Raw genomic sequence first — 26,395 nt, 5'->3', positions numbered from 1 at the left:
AGCATTTGGAGGGAGAAATGCATCTGTTGATAACTTTTAGGGAAATATTTTTGTTAGGTCTTATATAGGTTGTACTTTTATGCTCTTAATTGAAAGGAGATATTTATGCAGGATTTTGTTCATTTGCACGTTCATACCCAGTATTCCTTACTCGATGGTCAGGCCAGCGTAAGTGCGTTGGTGGACAAGGCTATGAAAGATGGAATGAAGGGAATAGCCGTGACTGATCACGGGAATATGTTCGGCATTAAGGAATTCACTAACTACGTTAACAAAAAGAATAGCGGACCGAAGGGGGAGATCAAAGATCTTAAAAAACGGATGGCTGGTATTGAAAGCGGCGAGATTGCTTGCGATGATAAGGAAGCGGAACTTGCTGACTGTCGTGCGAAGATTGCGGAAGCTGAAAATAAGCTGTTTAAACCAATCATTGGTTGTGAGATGTATGTGGCTCGCCGTACTATGGATAAAAAAGAAGGTAAACCTGACCAAAGCGGTTGGCACTTAATTGTATTGGCGAAAAATGAGAAAGGCTATCATAATCTGATTAAGCTGGTATCCAGAGCTTGGACCAAAGGTTACTATATGCGTCCGCGTACCGACCGTAACGAATTGGAGAAATATCATGAAGGTTTGATTGTATGTTCGGCTTGTATTGGTGGTGAAGTGCCTAAGAAGATTATCAATGACCAGCTGGAAGATGCGGAAGAAGCCATACGCTGGTATAAAAATCTTTTCGGTGAAGATTATTATCTGGAATTACAACGGCATCGGGCTACTATACCGCGTGCCAACCATGAAGCTTATCCGTTGCAGCAGAAGGCGAATGCCAAATTAATAGAGTTTGCAAAAAAATATAATATTAAACTCATTTGTTCCAATGACGTTCATTTCGTGAATGAGGAACATGCTGAGGCACATGACCGGCTGATTTGTTTGAGTACCGGTAAAGATCTGGATGATCCGAATCGTATGCTTTATACCAAGCAGGAATGGATGAAGACGAAGGCAGAGATGAACGAGCTCTTTGCTGATGTTCCTGAGGCTTTGTCCAATACTCTTGAAATTCTGGATAAAGTAGAATACTATTCCATTGACCATGCACCTATCATGCCTACTTTTGCTATTCCCGAAGACTTTGGAACAGAAGAAGGGTATCGGCAGAAATATACCGAGAAGGACTTATTTGATGAATTCACTCAGGATGAAAATGGTAATGTGGTGTTGAGTGAGGAGGATGCCAAAGCGAAAATCAAACGTCTGGGCGGATATGAAAAATTATATCGTATCAAACTGGAAGCGGATTATCTGGCCAAATTGACTTTTGATGGTGCTAAGATATTTTATGGAGATCCTTTGTCTGAGGAAGTGATGGAGCGTTTGAAGTTTGAACTTCATATTATGAAGACAATGGGTTTTCCGGGATACTTCCTCATTGTACAGGACTTCATTGCTGCCGGGCGTAATATGGGAGTTTCGATAGGTCCGGGGCGTGGATCGGCGGCCGGTTCAGCGGTAGCATATTGTTTGCAGATTACGAAAATCGACCCCATTAAATATGACTTGCTGTTTGAGCGTTTCCTGAATCCCGACCGTATATCATTGCCTGATATCGATATCGACTTTGATGATGACGGACGTGGAGAAGTGCTTCGTTGGGTGACGCAAAAGTATGGTCAGGAAAAAGTGGCGCATATCATTACCTATGGTACAATGGCTACCAAACTTGCTATTAAAGACGTTGCCCGTGTGCAGAAACTTCCTCTTTCTGAGTCTGACCGTCTAGCTAAATTGGTTCCTGATAAAATACCCGATAAGAAGTTGAATCTACGGAATGCCATTGATTATGTTCCTGAACTGCAAGCAGCAGAAGCTTCTCCCGATCCTTTGGTGCGTGATACACTGAAATATGCCAAGATGCTGGAAGGCAATGTGCGTGGTACCGGAGTGCATGCCTGTGGTACGATTATCTGCCGTGATGACATTACTGACTGGGTACCTGTAAGCACTGCCGATGATAAGGAAACGGGTGAGAAGATGCTTGTTACCCAATATGAAGGTTCGGTTATTGAAGATACAGGTTTGATCAAGATGGACTTTCTGGGATTGAAAACATTATCAATCATCAAGGAGGCCGTGGAAAATGTGCGCTTGCATCGTGGACTGGCGTTGAATATAGATAAGGTGCCTATTGACGACCCTGCTACTTATAAATTATATAGTGACGGGCGTACTATCGGTACATTCCAGTTTGAATCTGCAGGTATGCAGAAATATTTGCGTGAGTTGCAGCCATCTACTTTCGAAGATTTGATTGCGATGAATGCCCTCTATCGTCCGGGACCTATGGATTATATTCCGGACTTTATCGACCGTAAACATGGACGGAAGCCGATTGAGTATGATATTCCTGTCATGGAGAAGTATCTGAAGGATACATATGGTATTACGGTGTATCAGGAACAGGTGATGCTTTTGTCACGTTTGTTGGCGGACTTTACCCGCGGTGAGTCCGATGCCCTGCGTAAAGCGATGGGTAAGAAGCTGCGTGACAAACTGGATCATATGAAACCTAAATTTGTCGAGGGCGGACGTAAGAATGGGCATGATCCGAAGGTGCTTGAAAAAATTTGGGGAGACTGGGAGAAGTTTGCATCATACGCTTTCAATAAATCTCATGCCACTTGCTATTCATGGGTAGCTTATCAGACCGCGTATCTGAAAGCGAACTATCCGGCAGAGTATATGGCAGCTGTGATGAGCCGAAGTTTATCGAACATTACTGATATCACCAAATTGATGGATGAATGTAAATCGATGGGTATCAAAGTTCTTGGTCCGGATGTGAATGAGAGTAACCTGAAGTTTACTGTTAACCCGGAAGGAAATATCCGTTTCGGTCTTGGTGCAGTAAAGGGAGTAGGCGAAGGCGCTGTACTGAATATCATGGAAGAACGTGAGAAGAATGGTTCTTTTAAAGGTATATTCGATTTTGTGCAGCGTGTCAATCTGACAGCTTGTAATAAGAAGAATCTGGAATGTCTTGCTTTGGCAGGTGGTTTTGATGAGTTCCCTGAGTTAAGACGTGAACAATACTTTGCGGTGAATTCCAAAAATGAGGTTTTTCTGGAAACTTTAGTACGTTATGGTAACCGTTATCAGGCAGACCAGGCAGCGGCTGCCAACTCGTTGTTCGGTGGAGATAATGTAGTGGACATTGCTACTCCCGAAATACCTGAAGCTGAACGCTGGAGTGATCTGGACCGATTGAACAAGGAACGTGATCTGGTAGGTATTTATCTATCTGCCCATCCGCTGGATGAATATTCCGTAGTATTGCAGCACGTATGTAATACGCGTATGGCTGAGTTGGAGGATAAAACGGCACTTGCCGGACGAGAGATAACGATGGGAGGCATTGTGACTTCTGTGCGTCGGGGAATCAGTAAAAATGGTAATCCTTATGGCATTGCGAAGATTGAAGACTATTCCGGTTCGGCTGAACTTCCGTTCTTTGGTAATGACTGGGTAACCTATCAGGGATATTTGGGTGAACGTACCTTCCTTTTCATTAAGGCTCGTTGCCAACCTAAACAGTGGAAGCAGGATGAGTTGGAAGTTAAGATTACTTCTATGGAATTGCTTCCGGATGTGAAAGAGAAACTGATTTCTAAAATTACTATCCTGATACCGCTTTCTGTGTTGAACCAGGCTTTGGTTACGGAGCTTGCTGCACTAATGAAAGGGAATCCGGGTACAACGGAACTCTATTTTAAGGTGAGTGATCCTGATAGTAAGACGGTAGTAGACATGATTTCCCGACCTGTGAAGCTTTCAGTAGGACGTGAGTTAATCTCTTATTTAAATGATCGCCCCGAACTGGAATTCCGGATAAATTAGTTATCTTTGCTTCCGTAAATAATTTGACAGTAATCATTAAACATTAAATAATTAATCATTAACGCAATGGCTTTAGAAATTACAGACAGCAACTATAAGGAAATCCTTGCAGAAGGTAAACCTGTAGTGATTGACTTTTGGGCCCCGTGGTGTGGTCCTTGTAAGATGGTAGGTCCTATCATAGAAGAATTGGCAGAAGTGTATGAAGGACAGGTTCTCATCGGTAAGTGTGATGTAGATGAGAATGGTGATGTGGCTGCTGAATATGGTATCCGTAACATTCCTACCGTATTGTTCTTTAAAAACGGTGAGTTGGTTGACAAGCAGGTAGGTTCTGCTGGCAAATCAGCTTTTGATGACAAGATAAAAAAGATGCTCTTATAGGAGTATAATATAATAAGGTATTAACCCTTAAAAAACTAACTGTTATGGGACTGGAAGACGATTTCTTAAAGGATGATCTCGATGACGAAAAAACCATCGAATACATCAAGAATTATTTGCCGCAGGAGTTAAAAGAGAAGTACTCCGATGATGAATTCTATTATTTTCTCGATTTGATTGACGAGTATTATTCTGAAAGCGGCATCCTAGATGCAAAGCCGGATGAAGATGGATGCATCGAAGTCGACCTGGGGCAAATCGTAGATTACATCATCAAAGAAGCCCACAAAGATGAGATGGGTGAGTATGATCCGGAAGAAATCCTGTTTGTAGTTCAAGGAGAACTGGAATATACGGAGTCATTGGATGATGATGAAGAATAAGAAGTTTCAGTTAAGTAAAAGAGAAGTCCGGACAGCTTGTTCGGACTTTTTTTGTGGAATAATTCCACACTTGTAGAGTGAATTCCCCACTCTCATAATCCTTTGTTAAAACTTTAATGGTTTGACTATGAATAATAAAGGTATAGCCATCGAACTTTGGCATGCCGGTTGTTTTTTTATTTATAGGGTTTTTAACATTAACATAAACAGAGAGCTTATGAAACCGTTTTTTAAGAAGAGAGAATTCAGAATAACGAAAAAACAGGCAGTGATTGCCGCAATTGGTATAGTACTGTTAGTAGCGATTTACTGGTTTATTACTCATCGTCCGGCACCTGCACCGGATCTTCCGGTAGTAGCTGTGGAACCGGTGACACAAGATGATGTCGAAATCTATGGTGAATACGTGGGACGTGTTCGCGCTCAACAGTTTGTGGAAGTTCGTGCCCGTGTAGAAGGGTATCTGGAAAATATGCTTTTCGAAGAAGGTACTTATGTGACGAAGAATCAAGTATTGTTTGTTATCAATCAGGATCAGTATCGCGCTAAGGCGGATAAGGCTCGTGCACAGCTGAAAAAAGATGAAGCACAAGCTAAAAAAGCACAACGTGACCTGGAGCGCATTCGCCCCTTGTATGAACAAAATGCTGCCAGTCAATTAGATTTGGATAACGCGGTGGCAGCTTATGAAACGGCAGTGGCTAGTGTTGCTATGAGTCAGGCCGATCTTGACCAGGCAGAACTGGAACTTGGATATACAGTGGTTCGCTCTCCGCTGGCCGGACACATCAGTGAACGGTATGTAGACCTTGGTACATTGGTCGGTACGGGCGGCAAGTCATTGCTTGCCAATATCGTGAAAAGCGATACGGTACTGGTAGATTTCAGTATGACAGCATTAGACTATCTGAAAACCAAGGAACGTAACGTAAATCTGGGACAGAAAGATTCTACCCGTTCTTGGCAGCCGAATATTTCTATTACACTTGCCGATAATACAGTCTATCCTTTCAAAGGCTTGGTCGACTTTGCCGAACCGCAGGTTGATCCACGTACCGGTACTTTCTCTGTTCGTGCCGAAATGCCTAATCCGAAACACGTATTACTTCCGGGCCAGTTTACTAAAGTGAAGCTATTGCTGGATGTGCGGGAGAATGCAACAGTGGTTCCCCTGAAGTCTGTTATTATAGAAAAAGGTGGTGCCTATGTATTTGTTATGCGTCGTGATTCTACTGTAGAACGTCGTTTTATAGAGTTAGGACCGGAGTTCCAGAATCAAGTAGTGGTGGAGAGAGGTTTGGTGCCGGGTGAAACAATAGTGGTAGAAGGATACCATAAACTGAGTCCGGGGATGAAAGTTAAAGTTAACAATGCCCTGTTGAAGAAAGAAGATGAAGAGGGAGGGGAGAGCGTATGAAAGTAAGTTTCTTTATAGACAGACCGGTCTTTTCGGCTGTCATCTCTATACTGATTGTCATTGTGGGTATCATCGGACTGACGATGCTTCCCATTGACCAATATCCGCAGATTACACCGCCGGTGGTGAAGATTAGTGCTTCGTATCCCGGTGCCAGTGCGCTGACGGTATCCCAAGCGGTAGCTACACCTATTGAGCAAGAGTTGAACGGAACGCCGGGAATGCTCTACATGGAGTCCAATAGCTCAAACTCCGGTGGTTTCTCAGCTACAGTTACATTTGATATTTCTGCTGATCCTGACTTGGCAGCGGTTGAAATACAAAACCGCTTGAAGTTGGCGGAATCCCGTCTTCCGGCAGAGGTGGTACAAAACGGTATATCCGTAGAAAAACAGGCAGCCAGCCAGTTAATGACTATCTGTCTGAGGTCTTCTGATCCGAAGTTTGATGAAATTTATCTGAGTAACTTTGCTACATTGAATGTGCTCGATTTACTTCGCCGTATTCCCGGTGTAGGTCGTGTGTCGAATATTGGTAGCCGTTACTATGCTATGCAGATTTGGGTGCAACCAGATAAGTTGGCAAACTTTGGACTGACCGTAGCCGATTTGCAGAACGCTCTGAAAGATCAGAATCGTGAATCAGCAGCCGGTGTATTGGGACAACAACCTGTGACAGGATTGGATATTACCATTCCTATTACAACGCAGGGACGTCTCTCTACTGTAGGACAGTTTGAGGAAATTGTAATTCGCGCTAATGCGGATGGTTCCATTATTCGTTTGCGTGACGTGGCACGTATCTCATTGGAGGCTTCTTCGTACAATACGGAGAGTAGCATCAATGGTGAGAATGCAGCTGTGTTAGGTATCTATATGCTTCCGGGTGCCAATGCTATGGAAGTGGCGGAGAATGTGAAAAAGGCAATGGATGAAATCAGCAATAACTTTCCTGACGGATTGAGTTACGAGATTCCATTTGATATGACTACTTACATTTCAGAGTCTATTCACGAAGTATACAAGACTTTGTTTGAAGCATTGATACTGGTGATTATCGTAGTATTCTTATCATTGCAAAGCTGGCGTGCTACCCTTATTCCGATTGTGGCGGTACCTATCTCTCTGATTGGTACGTTTGGTTTCATGCTGATATTCGGTTTCTCTCTCAATATACTTACCTTACTTGGATTAGTACTTGCCATTGGTATTGTGGTGGATGATGCCATTGTGGTGGTAGAGAATGTGGAGCGCATCATGCATGAAGAGAAACTGCCACCTTACGAGGCTACAAAGAAAGCGATGGAAGGATTGACGGGAGCGATTATTGCTACGTCTCTGGTGCTGGCAGCTGTGTTTGTACCGGTTAGTTTTCTCGGTGGTATCACAGGACAGCTTTATCGTCAGTTTACGGTGACAATTGTGGTTTCCGTATTGCTTTCTACAGTTGTTGCGCTGACTCTGAGTCCGGTGATGTGTTCATTGATATTGAAACCGGAATCTCATAAACGGAAGAATATTGTATTCCGCTATATCAACTATGCACTGAATATGGGTAACCGTAAGTATGTTCGCCAGATTTCACGTGTGATAGGCAATCCCCGCAGGGTATTGAGTGCATTTGGTGTGATATTGGTAGCTATTTTATTGATAAACCGCCTGATACCGACTAGTTTCTTGCCTGTAGAAGATCAAGGATACTTTAAAGTGGAATTGGAATTGCCTGAAGGTGCGACGCTGGAGCGTACGCGAATCGTATCGGAACGTGCTATAGAATATCTGATGTTGAATCCGGCTGTAGAGTATGTTCAGAGTGTAGTAGGTAGTAGCCCCCGTGTGGGTAGCAGTCAGGCACGTAGTGAACTGACAGTTATTCTGAAACCGTGGGGTGCACGTGACGGACAGACTATCGATGAGGTAATGGCTCAGGTGAAAAAGGATTTGCAGGAGTATCCCGAGTGTAAGGTATATCTTTCCACACCGCCGGTTATCCCGGGGCTGGGAAGTTCGGGTGGTTTCGAGATGCAACTCGAAGCACGTGGAGACGCTACTTTTGATAATCTGGTACAAGCGACGGATACGTTGATGTATTACGCTTCGCAACGCAAGGAATTATCCGGGTTATCATCATCTTTGCAGGCAGATATCCCGCAGCTCTATTTCGATGTAGACCGTGATAAGGTGAAACTGGCAGGTGTACCGCTGGCAGATGTGTTTTCAACCATGAAAGCTTATACTGGTTCGGTATATGTAAATGACTTCAATATGTTTAACCGTATTTATCGTGTATATATCCAGGCAGAAGCACCTTACAGGGAACACAAGGAAAATATTAACCTGTTCTTTGTACGTGGGGCGGATAATGTGATGATACCGCTAACTTCCCTCGGAACTACCTCATATACCACGGGGCCGGGTAGCATCAAGCGTTTCAACATGTTCAACAGTGCTGTGATCCGTGGTGGAGCGGCCGACGGTTATAGTTCCGGTCAGGCAATGGAGATTATTGAGCAGATTGCCCGTGAGCATTTGCCGGAGAACATAGGTGTGGAATGGAGCGGACTTTCATATCAGGAGAAGCAGGCCGGCGGACAGACGGCAATGGTGTTGGCGCTGGTATTTCTGTTTGTATTCCTCTTCCTGGCTGCCCTTTACGAGAGTTGGACAGTGCCGATTGCGGTATTACTTTCATTGCCGATTGCCGCATTGGGAGCTTATCTCGGAGTATGGACTTGCGGTTTGGAGAATGATGTCTATTTCCAGATCGGGCTGGTTATGCTAGTCGGACTGGCGGCAAAGAATGCAATCTTGATTGTAGAATTTGCTAAGGAACAGGTAGACCGTGGTGCGAATGTAGTTAAAGCAGCTTTGCATGCATCACAGTTGCGTTTTCGTCCTATCTTGATGACATCTTTGGCATTTATCCTTGGTATGCTGCCGATGGTGATTGCCAGTGGACCGGGCTCGGCTAGCCGTCAGGCTATTGGTACTGGTGTATTTTTCGGAATGATTCTGGCTGTAACGGTAGGTATTCTTTTAGTCCCGTTCTTCTTCGTACTGATTTATAAGGCGAAGGCAAAAGCGAAAAGCGCGAATATTAAGAAAGTTACGAAGCGATTTAAACGATAAGTTATGAAAAGAAAATATACAATATATGGTATGATAATGGTGGTGGTACTGGCGTTCAGTTCCTGTCAGTTGGGTAAACACTATGCACGTCCGGAGTTGAATTTGCCGCAGCAACTTGACTCCACAGAACAGGACACACTTTCTATTGCCGACCGGCAATGGTGGGAACTTTATACTGATACCACGCTGCAAGCACTTATTGAGCGTACTCTTGAATATAATAAAGATATGAAAATTGCTGCTGCCCGGGTAAAGGAGTTGGCCGCAATGAAACGCATTGACTTTGCTAATCTTTTTCCACAAGTCAGTGGAAAGTTATATGCAGATAAGGAGGCGGAGAATTATGGCGGAGATAATTACAGTTCGGACCGGAGTTATGAAGCCAAAGCAATAGTCTCATGGGAAGTAGATCTTTGGGGAAACCTGCGTTGGGCAAAAGATAAGAGTATGGCAGATTTCCTGGGTTCGATAGAAGCACAACGGGCACTGAAAATGAGTCTGGTGGCAGAAGTGGCTCAGGCGTATTTTGAATTGGTAGCCTTGGATAATGAATTGGCTATTGTGCGGCAGACACTGAATGCCCGTAAAGAGGGAGTTCGTTTGGCAAAGCTTCGTTTTGAAGGCGGACTGACTTCAGAGACTTCTTATCAACAGGCACAGGTGGAATTGGCACGTACTGCGACCTTGGTACCGGATCTGGAGCGAAAGATTTCCATAAAAGAAAATGATATTGCGTTTCTGGCTGGTGATTATCCGCAGAAGATTGCACGTTCAGTATTGCCGGAAGAAGTGAAATTACCGGAAAGCCTTCCTGTTGGGCTTCCTTCCACATTATTGGAGCGTCGTCCGGACGTACGTCAGGCGGAACAGAAGTTGATTGCAGCCAATGCATCAGTGGGGCTTGCATATACCAATATGTTTCCTCGTTTGGCTTTGACAGCGCATTATGGTTTGGAGAGTGCTGAGTTCTCGGATTTCCTGAAATCACCATATCATTTTTTGAGCGGATCATTACTGACGCCCTTGTTTGCTATGGGAAAGAACCGCGCAATGTTAAAAGCAAAGAAAGCAGCTTATGAACAAGAGGTGTATTCTTATGAGAAATCAGTATTGACAGCATTTAAGGATGCGCGGAATGCCATTGTGGATTTTAGTAAAATCAAAGAGATTTATGAATCGCGTCTACAATTGGAACAAGCGGCACGGAGTAATGTAGAGTTGGCGCAGTTACAGTATATCAACGGAGTGATCGGGTATTTGGATGTGCTGGATGCGCAACGTGGATATTTTGATGCCCAGATAGGTTTAAGCAATGCGATACGGGATAAGCAGATAACGTTGGTGCGGCTATATAAAGCACTTGGCGGAGGATGGCAATAGAATCCTTGAGTTTTTAGACGCAGATAATGCAGGTGTTGCAGTTTCTGCGTCTAAAAAATTATACCGGCGGTGTATTCAGAAAGAAGAACACCGACATTCCGATAAGAATAACTCCCAGTACACCATAGAATAACCGGGCACGTTTTCTTCCCACACTTTTTACTGCGAATTGTGTATTGCGAGCAGTGAAGAACCACTCCCAGTCCAATATTGCTGCCAGTAATGAAATGATGCCGGCCACTGCAAAGATGCCTTGTACGATGTATTGACTCATAAGATATTAACCTTGATTTTCCATTGTCAACTTGCGTGAACCATCTTCCAGCTCTTCGATGGTTACTTTCACTGTATTGCCCGGCAACAGTTCTTCTACCAGCTCCGGCCATTCAATGAAACAGAGTGCCCCACTGTAGAAATAATCCTCATAACCCATATCGTATACTTCTTCCAGCTTCTTGATACGATAGAAATCGAAATGGTAAATGAGTTCTCCCGCTATGTCCGAACGATACTCGTTGATAACGGCAAAGGTGGGTGATGTAACGACATCTTCAACACCCAGTTCCTGACAAAGTGCTTTGACAAAAGTAGTTTTACCAGCTCCCATCTTTCCATAGAGAGCAAAAACAGTGTTGTCGCCCATAGCAGCGATAAACTCGCGGGCGGCTTCATGGATATGGTCCAGAGATTGAATTTTAATTTCCATATTAGATTGAATTTACAATTTACTTTCAGCTTCGTCCGCTCAGTGTGATGAGCGGGATTATCATTTCCTCCATCGAAATACCTCCGTGCTGGAAGGTATCGGTGTAGTAACTGACATAATGGTTGTAATTATTGGGGTAGGCAAAGAAATCGCGTCCTGTGGCAAAGATATAGCGCGTACTCACATTGGGTGAGGGAAGGTGTATCTCGGCCGGGCGGGTGATTTCAAATACCTGTTTGGGGTTGTATGCCATATTACGTGATAGCTTATAGCGCAGGTTAGCATTGATTTCCTTACTGTTGCTCTGTACTTTTACAGGGTTATCTACGCGGATACTGCCGTGGTCGGTCGTGATAATGACACGATATTGACGGGATGCGAGCGCTTTCAGAAGATCGCTCAAGGGTGAATGGCGGAACCATGAAAGGGTAATGCTGCGATAGGCAGCTTCAGTAGAAGCGAGTTCACGTATCATTTTACTCTCTGTACGGCTATGGCTCAACATATCGATGAAATTGAATACGGCAACGTTTAAGTCATTCTGTGCCAGGGTAGGAAGTTGTGTCAATAAGCGTTCTGCACCGGCTGCATCATTGATTTTATGATAAGAGAATGTGTCGTTGCGGCGATAGCGCTCAATGATTGTACGTATCAGTGGAGCTTCGTTCAGGTTTTTGTTTTCTTCTTCGTCTTCATCTACCCACAGTTCCGGAAACAATTTGGCTATCTGGTCAGGCATCAGACCGGAAAAAATAGCGTTACGGGCATATTGTGTGGCAGTGGGCAGAATGCTGAAATAGAGTTGCTCGTCTATATTGAACAGACTGGATAATTCGTCGGCAAGTACGCGCCACTGGTCGTAACGGAAATTATCGAGTACTATGAAGAAAACCTTCTCACCTTTGTCCAGTGCCGGGAAAAGAATACGCTTGAAGAGATCAGGACTCATCAGGGGACGGTCGGCAGGTGCATCTTTGGTTGATACCCAATCTGCATAGTTCCTTTTGATGAATTTCGCAAAAGCACTGTTGGCCTCTGTTTTCTGCATGGCAAGCATTTCGCTCATGGGGCTGTCTGTAGCTTCCAGTTCCAGTTCCCAATAAACAAGGCGGCGATATAATTCCATCCAGTCGGCTGCAGTCAGTGAGTCATTTATCTGCATGCCTATCTTACCAAAACTCTGCTGGTAACCGGTTTGTGCGGCTTCGCTGACAATATCCCGGCGGTGAAGGTTTTTCTTTAGCGATAATAATATTTGATTGGGATTGACGGGCTTGATCAGGTAATCTGCAATTTTCTGACCGATAGCCATGTCCATGATATTTTCCTCTTCGCTCTTGGTGATCATGACCACGGGGACGGTGGGGCAGATATCTTTTATCAAAGCCAGGGTTTGCAGGCCGCTCAGCCCAGGCATGTTTTCATCCAGAAAGATCAGGTCATAGGTGGTAGCACGGCAACGGTCCAGTGCATCCTGTCCGTTGGTTACGGTGTCTACTTCGTAACCTTTGCCTTCCAGAAACAGGATGTGCGGTCGCAGCAAGCTGATCTCATCGTCTACCCAAAGGAGTTTATCTTTCTTCATAACACTACTCACTTTTTCAGTCCTCAAAGATAACACCATTTTCCGGGTCATCCTCTTCCATAGGCAGATTTTCTTCTTTTTTCCGTTCTTCTTCCTCTGTTGGCAGGTTCAGTAGTGGCTCATCCAGCGTGTAACCTTTTAACTCAGGTTCCGGTATAGAAGAGAAGTGTGCACGGTAGAAGGTATCGTAATCGTCGAAACTATACTGTTTAATCAGTTGTTCGTAGTTGGCTTCCGATATGAGTATGGCACGCATACCACTGAGTCGTGTAGCCATTTCGGGATTGGCATAAAGACGGCGGAAGTATTGCTGCGCCTCATCGTAGTTACTGAATGGTCGGATTTGCAGCATGCCAATGCCCCGTTCGTGAGCAAACGCAAGATCGAAGTTTTTCACCAGGAAAGTGGAGAAGTTATAGCGTGCCACTTCAAACAGTAGCATGTTCTCATTTACCTTTCCTTCTTCGTAAGCCAGGATAAAAAGGAACGGTGTGTTGCGCTCTGTACTGAATGCGCTGTCCGGAGGAAGAATAACGCTACCGCTCAGACTGTCGCCCGTTAACTTGCCAGCTTCGGCAAGCTCAGCATTCCGCCGTTGCCAGATGGAGCCAAATGTATGGCTGTCGTGAGCCAGCAGGCGTCCTTCCTGTACCCCTTTCAGAATATGGGCAGCCAGATCCGTGATTTCATTTTGCGGATATTGCTGTACAAGCTCTTTCAGGATAGCAAGGAACTGATCAGTTTCCCCTCCCTGTAGCCGGGTGACGGCATTGAGGAACATAAATTTGGGACGATGTTGCCCCAGAGGGTATATCTCGGCAGAAAGATGTTCGGCTGCACGTACGGTGGTTGTATCACCCAGTTGGAAATGTTTGTAAGCACGGGCATAGAGGGAGTCCTCACGTTGTTTGCCATATACGGCATTTTCAGCAAAGTCCGGGTCGGCTAGTGTCTTGGCATAGCGGCTTTTGGGGAACCGGGCGATAAGTTCGGCCTTATATTTCTCTGCACGTTGCAGGGCAGGAAGTTCTCCATAATAATTTAGAGCCAGTTCGGTCAGGAATAACTGATAATATGCTTCATCCGCTTGTGCAAAGTCAGGGAACTCGCGTACCAGTCGTTCAAACGCAGCTTCTGCCCGTTTGAAATCCTGCATACGATCCTTGAAAATCATTCCGGCACCATATAAGGCTTCTGATAACAGTGTGTTTGAGGCTTGCATAGCTTCTTCTGTCAACGGAATTTGTGTCAGGTAGTATTCCGGGCGGTGAGTATCACCGGCAATGCTGTCGGCAGTGTTCTTTTCATTTTCTTCTTTTTGGGGAATGGAAGAATCAATAGTTTCATTTCCCTGATTGCCATGGATTGTGTCTTTCTTAGCAACACTCTCTTCCGATTCACTGTAATCTATCGCTTCAAAATCATCCAGTGCAACTACTGTTTTATTTTTCCTTCGCCAGTTATCTTCCAGCTTTCTGCGTCCCCACAAGCGTTGGAATTCAGCTTTTCCTTGCTCTACCAATTGAGGGTTATAGAAATACCAGTCTTGCTTTCCTCCTATTGTAGATTGGAGGGGCTGTGGGGTAGTGACTGCATTTTCCTGTCCCGGTCTGCTGATAATTGAAGTGGCGGGTAATTGACTTTCCGCTTCTTCCCTCATCTTCTGTCGGTTTGCTTCCCGTTCTGCTTCTTCTGCAGCTTTGCGTTCTGCTTCTTCCCGGGCTATCACTTGTGCTATGATTTTCTCTATGGCTGCCATTCGCTCTGCTTCCGGCAGTCTGGCAAGATGTTGCAAGCTATCCTGTAGCTGTATGGCATTGGTATGTGGTACCAGTTCGTCCAGGATCTCTGAACGATTGGTGATAGTGGCATATTCCCGATGGGCTTTGTCTATCAATCCTATTGCTTCGGCGTATGCTTTTTGTGCTTCGGCATAACGCGCTTGCTGCCAGTACAGATTACCCAGTGTAAGTTGAAGCATTCCTTTCTCCACATCGTTCCGAGTGCTCTTCTCTATTCCTTTGTGATAGGCAGCAAGAGCTTGTACCGTATCTTTTTCGGCAAGGTATACATTGCCCAATGCATAATAAATCTGATCGAGGTATTCTTTGTTTTTCTCATCCTTGCTGAGGCGTAATAACTTTCCGGTAATCTTACGACTATTGGCGGTGGGCATCACTTCCGTCTGACGGATGCGGGCACTTAACGCCAGTTCGTATGGTGGATTGAGGCGGATTACCTTGCTGTACGCCTGATAGGCCTGTTCCGGTTGTTGCAGCGTTTGATAAGTCTGCCCCAGAAGATAGTAACATCGTGCTTTCTGTTGCTTGTTCTTTTCTTTCCTGGCTGTCTTTTCGAGATGGGGGATTGCTTCTCTGTATCGTTGGCTACCTAATAGGAAATTTCCTGTGGCCGAAGCGTATGGAACAGCCAGTGTCGGTGGCAAACTGTCATTATTCACCCTGCTTAAAGCATCTTCCGCATCATATTGCCACCCCAGCGCAGAGTAGCAACGGGACAACCATATTAAAGCTTCGGAAGTGATATTCGTCTGTCCGTCATAAAGCCGTGCAATATATGAGAAGGTTGCGGCCGCTTCCGGAAAGTCTCCCTTCTGATATTGCGCTTTACCCAATAACATCCAGGCACGATTAATGAAAGGATTGAACTCCCGGCGTGCCAGCCATTTCTTGTATTCATCCGTATAAGCTCGTCCCGGTTTACGGATAGGGCGCCGTTTGATGGAATGTTGGCGAATGGCTTTTTGTGCTTTCTCAATGGCACGCTCATAGTCGGAAGTGCCGATGCCTGTAGTTTCTTTATTGCCTATGGGATAGAGGGGGAGCATCTCCATATAGTTATCTTTGTTCCCTTGCTGCTGTGCCTGCAATCCGGCTTTATAAGCTTCGTTTCCGTTGAAGTATACGTTATAACGGGTGGTCAGGGCATGGTAGAAGCGTGTACCGGCTGTGTTCTTTCGGGTGGAACATCCGGTAACAAGCATCAAAGTAACTAAGATGCCAACGAGGAGGATTGCTTTGCGTTTCAACTATACCAGTAGGTTTTACGGGGTTTGCATTTTCTGCCGTAAAGATAAATAAAAACTCTTTCCCAGCTTACATACTACATATATAATGATGGAAAAGAAGATGATAGCCGCCCCGGAAGGAACGTTCAGATAATAAGATATCATTAATCCGCCCAGGCAACTGAGATAACCGATGCCAATAGACAACCAGATAATACGGTGGAAACGATGCGTAAACAGATTCGCCGTCATTTGCGGGATGGTGAGCAGGGAAATAACCAGCACGATGCCTACCATGCGCAGGCATGCAACAATGGTCAATGCAATGAACATCATCAGTACATATTCGAATATCTGTACGGGAATACCTTGTGAACGGGCAAACTCCCGGTCGAAAGCAACATAGATGATCGGGCGCAAATATAGGACAAAGAAGATGGCTAATATTACTGCAAGTCCTGCCAGCAATGCGATATCTCCTAATGTAATCGTCAGTATATTGCCAAATAAATAAGCCGAAAGATCGGGTGCAAACCCGGGTGAAAGGAAGGTAAACATGATACCCAGTGCCATACCCAGCGTCCAGAATACAGCGATAGCCGAATCTTCGCGCATGTCATTGCGTTTGCTAAGCCATTCCACTCCAAAAGCCGACAGCACAGCAAACACACCGGCAGCCAGTATGGGAGAGACGCCTGTATATAATCCCAGACCGATGCCTCCGAAAGAAGCATGCGTCAGTCCGCCACTGATGAATACCAGCCGTCTCGTCACGATATACGTACCGATAAGCCCGCAGACAATGCTTGCCAGCAAACTGCCGATGAGGGCATGTTGAAAGAAGGTGTATTGCAGTAGCTCCACTTTAAGATCTCCTTTCTCCTATAATCAGAAATATTTCATCCTTGATATTATCCGGTAGTGCTATTCCCCGTAATTGCAGGCTGCGCACCCACCCGGCAACGTCAGTATCCTGCATTGTATAGAATACGTCCCTGAACTCATCTTCCTGTTCGAGAGTGTAGTCTTCGGGAGCAATGCCAATGTACTTGTCTAATTCTTCATCATCATAGTACTCTATCTTTTTGCTGACGGCAGCCAACAGACTGTCCCGTTCGCATACTTCATGCTGTCCACAACATTCCGCATCAACCTCTTTCACTTCGGGCATGGCATCCAGTTCTCCGCGTTCTATCTTTTTTTGCAGACGCTGGTTACGGATGTATCCTGCCATAAGGGCGATACAGACCAGTACAATAAGGCTTATAATTAGTATTAACATAGCTTATTCCTCAATTTCAATATTAAACCCTGCTTGTTTCAAATCTTTCCAATATCCCGGATAAGACTTGGAAACCACTTGTGGCTCAGCAATCTGTACCGATGGTACCAATAGGGCGGCAGGGGCAAAAGCCATCGCCATCCGGTGGTCTTCGTAAGTTGCAATCACGGGACTGGCTTCCGGTTCGCAACGCTCGCCGTTCCATATTAATATACTGTCCTGTTCCGACCTCACCACATATCCCAACTTATGTAATTCTGTGATAAGTGCCTGGATACGGTCAGTCTCCTTTATCTTCAAACTCTGTAATCCGCTGAAGCGGAAAGGTATGTTCATTAAACAACAAGTCACAACGAAAGTTTGTGCCAGATCGGGTATGTCCACTAAATCTTCCTCTAAACGGGCAACGGGAGTTCCTGTCTTGGTTAATACCACTCCCCGGTCAGTATATGTAGTCCGTACACCAAGTTTGGCGAATATCTCTGTTCCCCGGCTGTCACCCTGATAACTGCGTGGGAAAAGTCCCAGCAGTTCTACTTCTGTTTTTGCAGGTTCTTCTTTGCTGTCCTGGCTCAAGGCAACCATTTGATACCAGTAGGAAGCACCGCTCCAGTCACTTTCTACCGTGAAAGGTATGTCTTCGTACTGGCCCGGATGGACGCTAATGCTGCTTTCGGAACTCCATGCAGCGTCTGCACCGAATTCTTTCATCAATTGCAGAGTCAGATTGATATAAGGACGTGAAATGATTTCTCCTGTCAAGTTCAGCCTTAATCCGTTTTTCAGGATAGGGCCGATCATCAGTAAGGCGGATATGTATTGTGAACTTACATTTCCGGCAAGGTTGATTTCTTCGCCTGTCAATATTGTACCTGTGATACGCAGGGGAGGGAAACCTTCGTTTCCGGCATATTCTATTTGTGCTCCCAACTCGCGCAAGGCGTCCACCAGGATACGTATGGGGCGTTGTTGCATCCGTTCGGTACCTGTGATGATGCGTGTGCCGGGTGTTACACTCAGATAAGCCGTGAGAAAACGCATGGCGGTTCCGGCAGCAAGTATATCGATATGTTCGGGATTTCCGTCCAAGGCTTTTATCATGACGCAGGTATCGTCGCAATCACTCAGATTGGTAGGCGTGATATGCCCTTGTGCTAAAGCGTGTAATATCAAAGCCCGGTTGCTGATACTTTTGGAAGCCGGGAGCTGGACAGTGGTATGCAAGGTGGCAGGTGCCGAAAGTTTATAGCGCATAGTTGTATTCCTTCTTAAACGTAATAGCTGGTTTACAGGTTACAAAAGTACGATAAATATCTGAATAAAGAATATGACTTCAGGGTAACCGCACTAAATTTTCAGAATAACTGCACTGAAATTCCCTTCTTTCTGAACGGTTATGAACAAAATGTGATAAGGTGGTAGAGTGATAAAGTGATAGCAGGATAACAACCTGTGATATATAGTGCAGCTACTTGTAGCTCGTAACTTCATTCCTTTCTTCTCGCTTTGCCAATTCATCCCTCTTCAACAGACAGTACATCTTTCCTGAAATCAACTGGCGATATACCTGCTTTCCGTTTAAAGAACTTCCCAAAAGAAGACTGGTCGGAGAAGTTGAGGGTGGTAGCGATTTCCTGTACGGAAAGTTTGGAGTGAGTCAACAAGTTACGGGCTTCGCTGAATAACATTTCAAAAATAAAGTCACTTACACTTTGCCCTGTTACGAGTTTCACAATCTGTGTCAGGTGATGGGCGGATAAGTTCAGCTGGGCGGCGTAAAAATCCACTTTATGCTCTTTGCGATAATGAGTTGCCAGTAACTCAATGAATGATTTGATGATACTTTCATAACGGGTCAGGCAACCATTTGTATGTGGTAGATTAGTTCGTTCAAGGATATCGCTTAAATCGAGATAAAAGGCGAACAGGCGGTTCAGAATAACTTCTTTGTGATAGAAATGCTCTGTCCGGTCTATGTTCTTATTGATGCTGATCAGTCTTTCGGCTAATAAGCCGGCATGTGAGTGCTCTAGGGGAACTACCGGTTCGTTGTATAATCGTACGCCATATTTAGTCCGTCGGTAAATCATATCGGTGGAATCCATCTCATCTGTAAAAGCTTTGCTGACAAAGAGGCACTGGCACTGGAAATCATCACTGCATTCTCCAAAATGGAACAAATGGGCAGAAGACAGAAGTAGGAGGGTATCCGCTTGAATATCATACGTTTTGTAATTGATTACCGTATGTCCTTTTCCGGATAAAACCAATAAGATAATAAAGGCATCCAAGTGAATGTCTGATGAAAATTGTTCTTCTGCTTCCCGTTGGCCAATGGTGATACAACTGATTTTCTTTCGTGTATCATTCCTGCTACCACTGATGATAGGGAGTTCACAGATGTTTTTTATACGTATGGAAGAGGTCATTGGAGGTGATTTTATTGCAGCACAAAGGTAGCGGAAACCTTTGAAATCTCCAAATTAAACCAACTTTGCCAAATTTCGGATTTCTCTTAGCAAAGAATTAATCCGACCTTTGCAGCCGTTTTTGAGGTAACAATTTAATAGGCATTATGAAAAGATTAAAAGAATTATTTGTCTTTGTTTGGGCGCTGAACATCTCTGTTGTATCTGCACAAACCTTTCAGAAGATGACAATTGAAGAGATGTTTGAGATGGCGGATGCCAATAGCCGCAGTATCCGTACATTCCGTTTAGCAGAAGAGGAAGCCGGGCAGGCGGTGAAGGTGGCTAAAAATGCGCAACTTCCTTCGATTGATGTATCCGTTTCGGCAAGCTATCTGGGCGATGCCTGGTTGGCAGACCGTGATTTTACAAACAGTGAGAATGCTGCTATGCCGCACTTCGGCAATAACTTTGCAATAGAGGCTTCGCAGGTCATCTATGCAGGTGGAGCCATCACAAGCCGGATTGCCATTGCTAAATTGCAGCAGCAACTGGCAGAATTGGATAAAGAGAAGAACAGGCAGGATATCCGCTTCCTACTGGTAGGAAATTATCTGGAGATGTACAAACTACAGAACCAGGCAGAAGTATATCGGAAGAATATAGAGCAAACCCGGAAACTGGTGGAAGATATCAATGCCAAGCAGTCGCAGGGATTGGCTTTGAAAAATGATATCACTCGTTATGAATTACAATTGAAATCCCTGGAACTGGCATTGACGCAGATTGAGAATAGTATCCTCATTTTAAATAATCAGTTGACCACCGTACTCGGCTTACCCGAAGAAACGGTGATTGGTGTGGATACTACTTTGCTGGGGCGACTTCCCAAACCTTCGGAAGAGGCACATTGGCAGGAGACGGCAGTATTGAGCTCTCCTGTGCTGCAACAGATGAAACTGAATATCAAGCAGTCAGAATATAATGAACGGATTGCGAAGGCGGAACGCTTACCATCCGTAGCTCTCTTTGCCGGTGATAAACTGGACGGACCCATTACGATTGAAGTGCCGCCTATTAACAAGAATCTGAATTACTGGTATGTCGGCATAGGGTTGAAGTTCGATATAGCTTCCACCTTTAAGTCCGGGAAGAAAATCCGTCTGGCACGCCTGTCCACCCGGCGTGCACAGGAGAATGATTTGTTGTTACAGGAGAATGTACGGACAGAAGTGAAGGCGGCATACATCCGTTTTTATGAGGCTTTTACCATTTGTGATACGCAAAAGAAGAGTCTGGAACTGGCGGCACAAAATTACAGTGTGGTGAATAATCGCTACTTGAATGATCTGGCATTGATTACTGATATGCTGGATGCCAGTAATTCTAAGTTGAATGCGGAGTTGCAATTGGTGAATGCACAGATTAATATACTTTTCAACCTCTATAAGCTGAAGAAGACAGCGGGATGTTTGTAAATTGTCGGCAATTATATATGAATGAAAACTAATGAATTAAATAAGATATGGAACGCAAAAAGAAAAAACTGATTTATAACGTAGTGGTTAGTCTCTTACTTATTGCCGGGCTGGTGTGGGTATGCTCTCATTTCGTCCACCTCGGCAGTGTAGCTTATACTGACAATGCACAGGTAAAACAGCTGATTGTCCCCGTCAACAGCCGCGTGCAAGGCTTTATCAAGAAGATCTATTTCGATGAATACCAGGAAGTGCGTAAAGGTGACACCTTAGCATTGATTGAAGATTCCGAGTTCCGTTTCCGTCTGGCACAGGCTGAGGCTGATTTTCAGAATGCTATTTCGGGAAAGAATGCAGTGGCCACCACGGTACATACCACTCAGAATAATATTGCCGTATCCGATGCAGGTTTACAGGAAGCTAAAGTTCGCCTGGACAATGCCGAGCGTGAATACCACCGATATAAAAACCTTCTGGCACAGGATGCTGTCACCAAACAACAGTACGATGCTGTGCAGACAGATTACGAAGCATCCAAGGCACGTTATGAACTTCTGCTTCGTCAGCGCCAATCTACAACTTTAGTAAAGCAGGAACAGACCCATCGTCTGGAACAAACAGATGCAGGTATCAAACTGGCACAGGCTGCTTTGGAATTGGCGCGTCTGAATCTTTCTTATACCGTTATCCTTGCTCCCTGCGACGGAACTACCGGACGGAAAGATATTCAGGAAGGGCAGTTGCTACAACCCGGGCAGACTGTGGTTGACATTGTTGACGAAAATGAAAGATGGGTAGTAGCCAATTACAAAGAAACTCAGACTACCTATATCCGGGAAGGTCAGCCGGTAGAAATAGAAGTGGATGCCGTGCCCGGAATTATTTTTAAGGGTATTGTGAAATCTATTTCCCGTGCTACGGGTGCCAGTTTTTCTCTTCTACCGCAGGACAATTCCGCAGGGAACTTCGTAAAGGTGGAACAACGTGTTCCTATCCGCATTGAGTTCTCTACCGGGAACCGTCCGGAAGATATGGAGCGCCTGCGTGCCGGTATGAATGTGGAGTGTGTAGTAAACTATTGATATTATGCACGAAACAGGACCTTTTTCCATTCCGGCTATCCGTGATTTTGTACCTCCTAAACTGCGCCCCTGGATTATCATTGCCTTTGTCATAGTCTTCCAGTTCTCCGGTGGTCTCTATTTGGCGGCAGTCAATGAGATGGTTGGCTCTACGGCATTAATGCAGGAGGACATTATGATGGCAGGTTATGCTTCTATGGTGGGCATGGGGTTGACATTTGCCATCATGTTCCGCCTGAAGTTCCGTTTTACTTCGAAGGCTTCGTTGATGACGTGCAGCATTGCCCTGATTATTTCTAATCTGATATGTATGCATACACATAGTATTCCCGTGCTGGTAATCACCTGTTTCTTTGCAGGTATCTTCCGCATGTGGGCCACGTTCGAATGTAATTCTACCATTCAATTATGGCTTACTCCCAAACGGGATTTATCGGTATTCTTCTGTTTTATCTACTTGCTGGTGCAGAGTTGTATTCAGCTATCGGGATTGGTAACAATCTATACGGCCTTCTGGGCGAAGTGGGAGTATATGCACTGGTTGATTATTGGTTTATTGCTATTGGTGATGCTGGTTACATTGTGGTTATTCCGTAGTTATCGCTCCTTGCCGAAATTACCGTTGTTTGGTATCGATTGGTTGGGGGCTTTGATGTGGGGGCTTGTGCTGTTGTGTATCCTTTTTGTCTGTGTGTATGGGGAACATTATGACTGGTATCAATCTTTCCAGATACGGGTGGCAACTATCATCGGTACGCTGATTCTTGTATTGAACCTGTGGCGTGCATCTTTCATCCGCCATCCGTTTATTGCTTTGAAGACGTGGACGTATCGCTCTGTTTGGCTTCCCTTTATACTATATATAGTAATAGATATTTTGTTGGCACCATCACATCTGTTCGAACATGTTTATATGGAAGGTATATTGGGGTATGATGCCTTGAATGTAATTTCACTCAACTGGGTGGTACTGCTGGGGATTGTTGTGGGAGCAGGCTTTACCTTCTTCACTTTCTCCCGTCGCAAATGGCGTTATAAGACAATGACGGTGATTGCATTTTCTTCCATTACCGGATATCTGATGTATTTCTATTTCGGCATTGAGTATGCTTTGCCGAAGGAAACATTGTTTATACCGCTGTTTCTACGTAGCTTCGGGTATGTGATGATAGCTATTTGCTTCCTTACAGTGCTGTCTCGTGTTCCCTTCCAGCATTTCTTCCAGGCGGTGTCTGTGCAGTCGTTTGTCAGTGCCGGATTTGGTGGAGCTCTGGGCACGGCCATTTTAGGACATGCTCTGAATGGGGCTATGAAGAAGAATGCAATGCTGCTGGGCGCTGGATTAGATCATGTAAACCCTTTTGCCAGCCGGATATCTGCAGGAGAACTATATGGTGTTGTACAACAACAGGCCCTGATGATTTCGATGAAAGAGCTGTACGGCTGGCTTATTCTGTTAGCTTTGTTTTGTCTGTTGGTGTTCTTGGTTTACGAGAGTGACATTCGGCCGTATAAAGTACTGCATCCTACTTACCGCTCTATTCGCCGTTTTGTGAAGCATGAGTTGCGTATGGACAAGAAATTGGAAGCCACAGGCTAAGTTGAGATTTTTTTGTTCTTATATTGGATAGCTTTGAATAAAATAGGTAGGTCTCTTTGCTCAAATGTGCCGCATTGGCTTTAGGTTGTAGTTTCTGGATTTATGAACTCCTGTTGCTGACAGTTCTCTTTATGATGGGAATGACGTTCACTACATCTACTGCGTTGGCTATGGAGTGTGAGCGCGACAATGCCGGGACAGCCTCGGCATTGTTTGGGGCTGTCTGCTTTTCGTTTGGTGGCATTGTCTCTCCTTTAGTAGGTATTGGAAACATTCTGGTTTCCACGGGGGTAATATTTGTCATCTGCTCTCTTTGTTCCCTTTCCAGTATTTTACTGGCTTTGGGCAGAAGGCGGGCAAGACTTTATTTTGCATTCAGTACATCCCAGAAACGCTGAGGCAGGTGGATATTGGGCACGTTTGCAGCTTCTTTAAATAGAGGAGCAATTTCTTTTGGGGCAAAACCGGCAATGCCGCATCCTATTTCTGTAACAAGGAAAGTGTATTGTGAGTGTTCTTTAGCAAAGCGGATAAATTCATTTACATAAGGTTTGATGGCTCCCGGCCCTCCGTGCATAGTCGGAATACCATAGGTTTGTCCTTGCAATCCGGTTCCTTGTCCCCAGATGGCTCCCCATTTTTTCCATGCCAGATAAGCGGCTCCGCCACCATGTGCGCCTTCCAGGTTACTACCGAAAACGAATATCTCGTCCGGGCGTAGTTCTGTGATACGATTAGAGGTAATTCTTGTTTTCATACTCATGTGATTAGGTTATAATTAATTATTTTCTCTTTTTCTTCATTTTTAAACTCTTGCTTTTCAGCAAAAGTAACCTTTAGGTAACTATCTTACTTATTTGTAACTTCTTGTTTATAAGTAAAATAGTGAATAGCTTTGCACTGTCGGAAAGTCACTGACTACATTTGCGAAGTTAGTGAAAAAACTGATGAATGCAACTATCTTATAAACAATTTAAAAACAAAAAGACAATGAAAGAACTTGCAGTAAAGAATTACAGGACCGCAGAAGGTCAGAAAATTAGCCAGGATGGTAATGAATTTACAGTGAAACCGATTGTTGCGCAGGCGGATGTGAACCAGTGCCGTGTGAACTTTGTAGAAGTGGAGCCGGGTAGTTTTGCCTATGGATACCATTATCATGAAACGGATGAAGAGGTATTCTATATTATCAGCGGTACAGGTATCGTTCGTACCATCAATGGGGATGTTACAGTGAAAGCCGGTGATGCAATTACTTTTCCTGCGGGTCCGGAAGGTGCGCATGTTATTCGCAACGGATCGGATACGGAAAAGCTGGTTTATATTGATTTCGACACGAATAATCTCCCGGAGATTGTACACTTTCCTGATACGAACCAGGTGATGGCTTATGGAAAATTCTCTAATGGAATTTATGATAAGAAGTAGATTAGGACGTAATTCCTGATTTCTCATTTTGGAGAGTCCTTTTATGCCTAAAGCAAAACTTCAATTTGTGGTTACAAGTGAAGTTCAGCTTTAGGCATTGTGCTTTTTATAAAGGGAAATTATATTCTTCCGTTTTTTTTCTTTTATTTTGTGGAAAATATGTGAGACAATAGAATGTATATTTTATCCTTTTAAAAGATCAGATATATGAAGACTTATTATTTATTACTCATTTTTGTGATGTTAACACTTCAGTCCTGTGGTGTAAAGCAACCGGTCCAAATGTCAGGTAATCCTCTTTTTGAAGGATGGTATGCCGATCCCGAAGGTATTATCCTGAACGATGAATATTGGATATTTCCCACTTATTCTGATAAATATGAGAAACAAATATTCATGGATGCTTTTTCTTCAACAGACTTGGTAAATTGGACTAAGCATGAACGTATCATTGACAATAAGGCTGTGAAATGGGTATGGCGTGCTATGTGGGCTCCCGCTATTGTTAAGAAGGATAATAAGTATTTCCTGTTCTTTGGAGGTAATGATATTCAGAATGATAATGAGTACGGTGGTATCGGTGTCGGTGTGGCAGACAGACCGGAGGGACCATATCAGGATTATTTAGGTCGGCCACTCATAGATAAGATATATAATCGTGCTCAACCGATTGACCAGTTTGTATTTCAGGATAAAGATGGTTCATATTATATGTATTATGGAGGTTGGGGAAGATGTAACGTTGTTAAGCTGAAGGATGACTTTACGGGACTTTTACCTTTTGAAGACGGAACTTACTACAGGGAGGTTACACCGGAAAATTATACGGAAGGTCCTTTCATGTTCATTCGCGATGGAAAGTACTATTTTATGTGGTCGGAAGGAGGTTGGGGTGGTCCTGACTACTCAGTGGCTTATGCCATTGCAGATAATCCCTTTGGTCCGTTTAAGCGTATTGGCAAAATACTACAGCAAGATCCGGAGATTGCTACCGGAGCTGGACATCACTCTGTGATTCATGAACCAAAATCTGATAAGTATTATATCATTTACCATCGTCGTCCGTTAACTGAGACAGACGGGAACCATCGTGCAACCTGCATCGATGAAATGACTTTTGATAAGCATGGATATATCAATCCGGTTAAGATAACTTTTGAAGGGGTGAAAAGTAATCCTTTGAAATAATGTGATAACTTTCTAATG

Annotated in this window: 20 protein-coding genes and 1 pseudogene; 12 read left to right on the top strand and 9 right to left on the bottom strand. The window is 44.4% G+C overall.

What is annotated here, in order from left to right; all coding sequences use genetic code 11:
- The first annotated feature begins 105 nt into the window (after positions 1-105).
- The 6 genes from dnaE to BACINT_RS21445 all read left to right on the top strand — a co-directional run bounded on the left by dnaE (position 106) and on the right by BACINT_RS21445 (position 10,592).
- Positions 106-3,900: a DNA polymerase III subunit alpha gene (dnaE, locus tag BACINT_RS21470; protein ID WP_007667252.1), complete on the top strand. Its 3,795-nt coding sequence runs from the start codon at positions 106-108 to the stop codon at positions 3,898-3,900.
- Positions 3,901-3,966: 66 nt separating this feature from the next.
- Positions 3,967-4,284: a thioredoxin gene (gene trxA, locus BACINT_RS21465; RefSeq protein ID WP_007667249.1), complete on the top strand. Its 318-nt coding sequence runs from the start codon at positions 3,967-3,969 to the stop codon at positions 4,282-4,284.
- Between the two features lie 44 nt (positions 4,285-4,328).
- Positions 4,329-4,667, top strand: a complete 339-nt coding sequence (locus BACINT_RS21460; protein ID WP_007667246.1) for a hypothetical protein — start codon at positions 4,329-4,331, stop codon at positions 4,665-4,667.
- A 217-nt stretch (positions 4,668-4,884) separates the two neighbouring features.
- A complete protein-coding gene (locus BACINT_RS21455) occupies positions 4,885-6,084 on the top strand; it encodes an efflux RND transporter periplasmic adaptor subunit (RefSeq protein ID WP_021967085.1) in 1,200 nt (399 codons plus the stop codon).
- On the top strand, positions 6,081-9,212 hold the full coding sequence (locus BACINT_RS21450; RefSeq protein WP_007667239.1) for an efflux RND transporter permease subunit: 3,132 nt from the start codon (positions 6,081-6,083) through the stop codon (positions 9,210-9,212). The genes BACINT_RS21455 and BACINT_RS21450 overlap by 4 nt, the downstream gene beginning before the upstream one ends.
- 3 nt (positions 9,213-9,215) lie before the next feature.
- On the top strand, positions 9,216-10,592 hold the full coding sequence (locus BACINT_RS21445) for an efflux transporter outer membrane subunit (protein ID WP_007667237.1): 1,377 nt from the start codon (positions 9,216-9,218) through the stop codon (positions 10,590-10,592).
- Positions 10,593-10,650: 58 nt separating this feature from the next.
- On the opposite strand, the gene BACINT_RS21440 is transcribed toward BACINT_RS21445, so the two are convergent.
- The 8 genes from BACINT_RS21440 to BACINT_RS21405 form a co-directional block, all read right to left on the bottom strand.
- A complete protein-coding gene (locus BACINT_RS21440; RefSeq protein ID WP_007667236.1) occupies positions 10,651-10,866 on the bottom strand; it encodes an immunity 17 family protein in 216 nt (71 codons plus the stop codon).
- A gap of 6 nt (positions 10,867-10,872) precedes the next feature.
- A complete protein-coding gene (gene tsaE / locus BACINT_RS21435; RefSeq protein WP_007667233.1) occupies positions 10,873-11,298 on the bottom strand; it encodes a tRNA (adenosine(37)-N6)-threonylcarbamoyltransferase complex ATPase subunit type 1 TsaE in 426 nt (141 codons plus the stop codon).
- Positions 11,299-11,323: 25 nt separating this feature from the next.
- Complete coding sequence (gene porX / locus BACINT_RS21430; protein WP_044155156.1) at positions 11,324-12,883, bottom strand: T9SS response regulator signal transducer PorX; 1,560 nt, start codon at positions 12,881-12,883, stop codon at positions 11,324-11,326.
- Between the two features lie 16 nt (positions 12,884-12,899).
- Positions 12,900-15,932 (bottom strand): type IX secretion system periplasmic lipoprotein PorW/SprE, encoded by a 3,033-nt coding sequence (porW, locus tag BACINT_RS21425; RefSeq protein ID WP_457851308.1) that lies wholly within the window; start codon positions 15,930-15,932, stop codon positions 12,900-12,902.
- A gap of 15 nt (positions 15,933-15,947) precedes the next feature.
- Positions 15,948-16,775: a metal ABC transporter permease gene (locus BACINT_RS21420; RefSeq protein WP_007667223.1), complete on the bottom strand. Its 828-nt coding sequence runs from the start codon at positions 16,773-16,775 to the stop codon at positions 15,948-15,950.
- A 1-nt stretch (position 16,776) separates the two neighbouring features.
- Positions 16,777-17,193 (bottom strand): hypothetical protein, encoded by a 417-nt coding sequence (locus tag BACINT_RS21415; RefSeq protein WP_007667220.1) that lies wholly within the window; start codon positions 17,191-17,193, stop codon positions 16,777-16,779.
- Positions 17,194-17,196: 3 nt separating this feature from the next.
- Entirely contained in the window at positions 17,197-18,447 is a 1,251-nt protein-coding gene (locus tag BACINT_RS21410; protein ID WP_007667218.1) for a 3-phosphoshikimate 1-carboxyvinyltransferase, read from the bottom strand.
- A gap of 260 nt (positions 18,448-18,707) precedes the next feature.
- Complete coding sequence (locus BACINT_RS21405; RefSeq protein ID WP_007667216.1) at positions 18,708-19,622, bottom strand: helix-turn-helix domain-containing protein; 915 nt, start codon at positions 19,620-19,622, stop codon at positions 18,708-18,710.
- Between the two features lie 146 nt (positions 19,623-19,768).
- Here BACINT_RS21405 and BACINT_RS21400 point away from each other — a divergent pair, with 146 nt between their 5' ends.
- The 4 genes and pseudogenes from BACINT_RS21400 to BACINT_RS23945 form a co-directional block, all read left to right on the top strand.
- Entirely contained in the window at positions 19,769-21,079 is a 1,311-nt protein-coding gene (locus BACINT_RS21400; RefSeq protein ID WP_007667214.1) for a TolC family protein, read from the top strand.
- 47 nt (positions 21,080-21,126) lie between these two features.
- Entirely contained in the window at positions 21,127-22,161 is a 1,035-nt protein-coding gene (locus BACINT_RS21395) for an HlyD family secretion protein (protein ID WP_007667194.1), read from the top strand.
- 4 nt (positions 22,162-22,165) lie between these two features.
- Positions 22,166-23,761, top strand: a complete 1,596-nt coding sequence (locus tag BACINT_RS21390; RefSeq protein WP_007667191.1) for an MFS transporter — start codon at positions 22,166-22,168, stop codon at positions 23,759-23,761.
- Between the two features lie 53 nt (positions 23,762-23,814).
- Positions 23,815-24,159 (top strand): annotated as a pseudogene (locus BACINT_RS23945) (Bcr/CflA family drug resistance efflux transporter); the annotation flags it as partial.
- Here the strand turns inward: BACINT_RS23945 and BACINT_RS21385 are convergent.
- Positions 24,126-24,518 carry an A1S_2505 family phage non-structural protein gene (locus BACINT_RS21385; RefSeq protein WP_007667190.1) on the bottom strand — a complete coding sequence of 131 codons (393 nt, stop codon included), beginning with the start codon at positions 24,516-24,518 and terminating at the stop codon, positions 24,126-24,128. The pseudogene BACINT_RS23945 and the gene BACINT_RS21385 overlap by 34 nt on opposite strands.
- 233 nt (positions 24,519-24,751) lie before the next feature.
- On the opposite strand from BACINT_RS21385, the gene BACINT_RS21380 reads away from it, so the two are divergent.
- The gene (locus tag BACINT_RS21380) at positions 24,752-25,189 is read left to right on the top strand and encodes a cupin domain-containing protein (protein ID WP_021967320.1); all 438 of its coding nucleotides are present in this window, start codon (positions 24,752-24,754) and stop codon (positions 25,187-25,189) included.
- Between the two features lie 240 nt (positions 25,190-25,429).
- Positions 25,430-26,377: a glycoside hydrolase family 43 protein gene (locus BACINT_RS21375; protein ID WP_374956714.1), complete on the top strand. Its 948-nt coding sequence runs from the start codon at positions 25,430-25,432 to the stop codon at positions 26,375-26,377.
- The last annotated feature ends 18 nt before the right edge of the window (positions 26,378-26,395 follow it).

The organism is Bacteroides intestinalis DSM 17393 (assembly GCF_000172175.1).
GTDB lineage: Bacteria > Bacteroidota > Bacteroidia > Bacteroidales > Bacteroidaceae > Bacteroides > Bacteroides intestinalis.
This window is presented reverse-complemented; position numbering and strand designations above follow the sequence as displayed.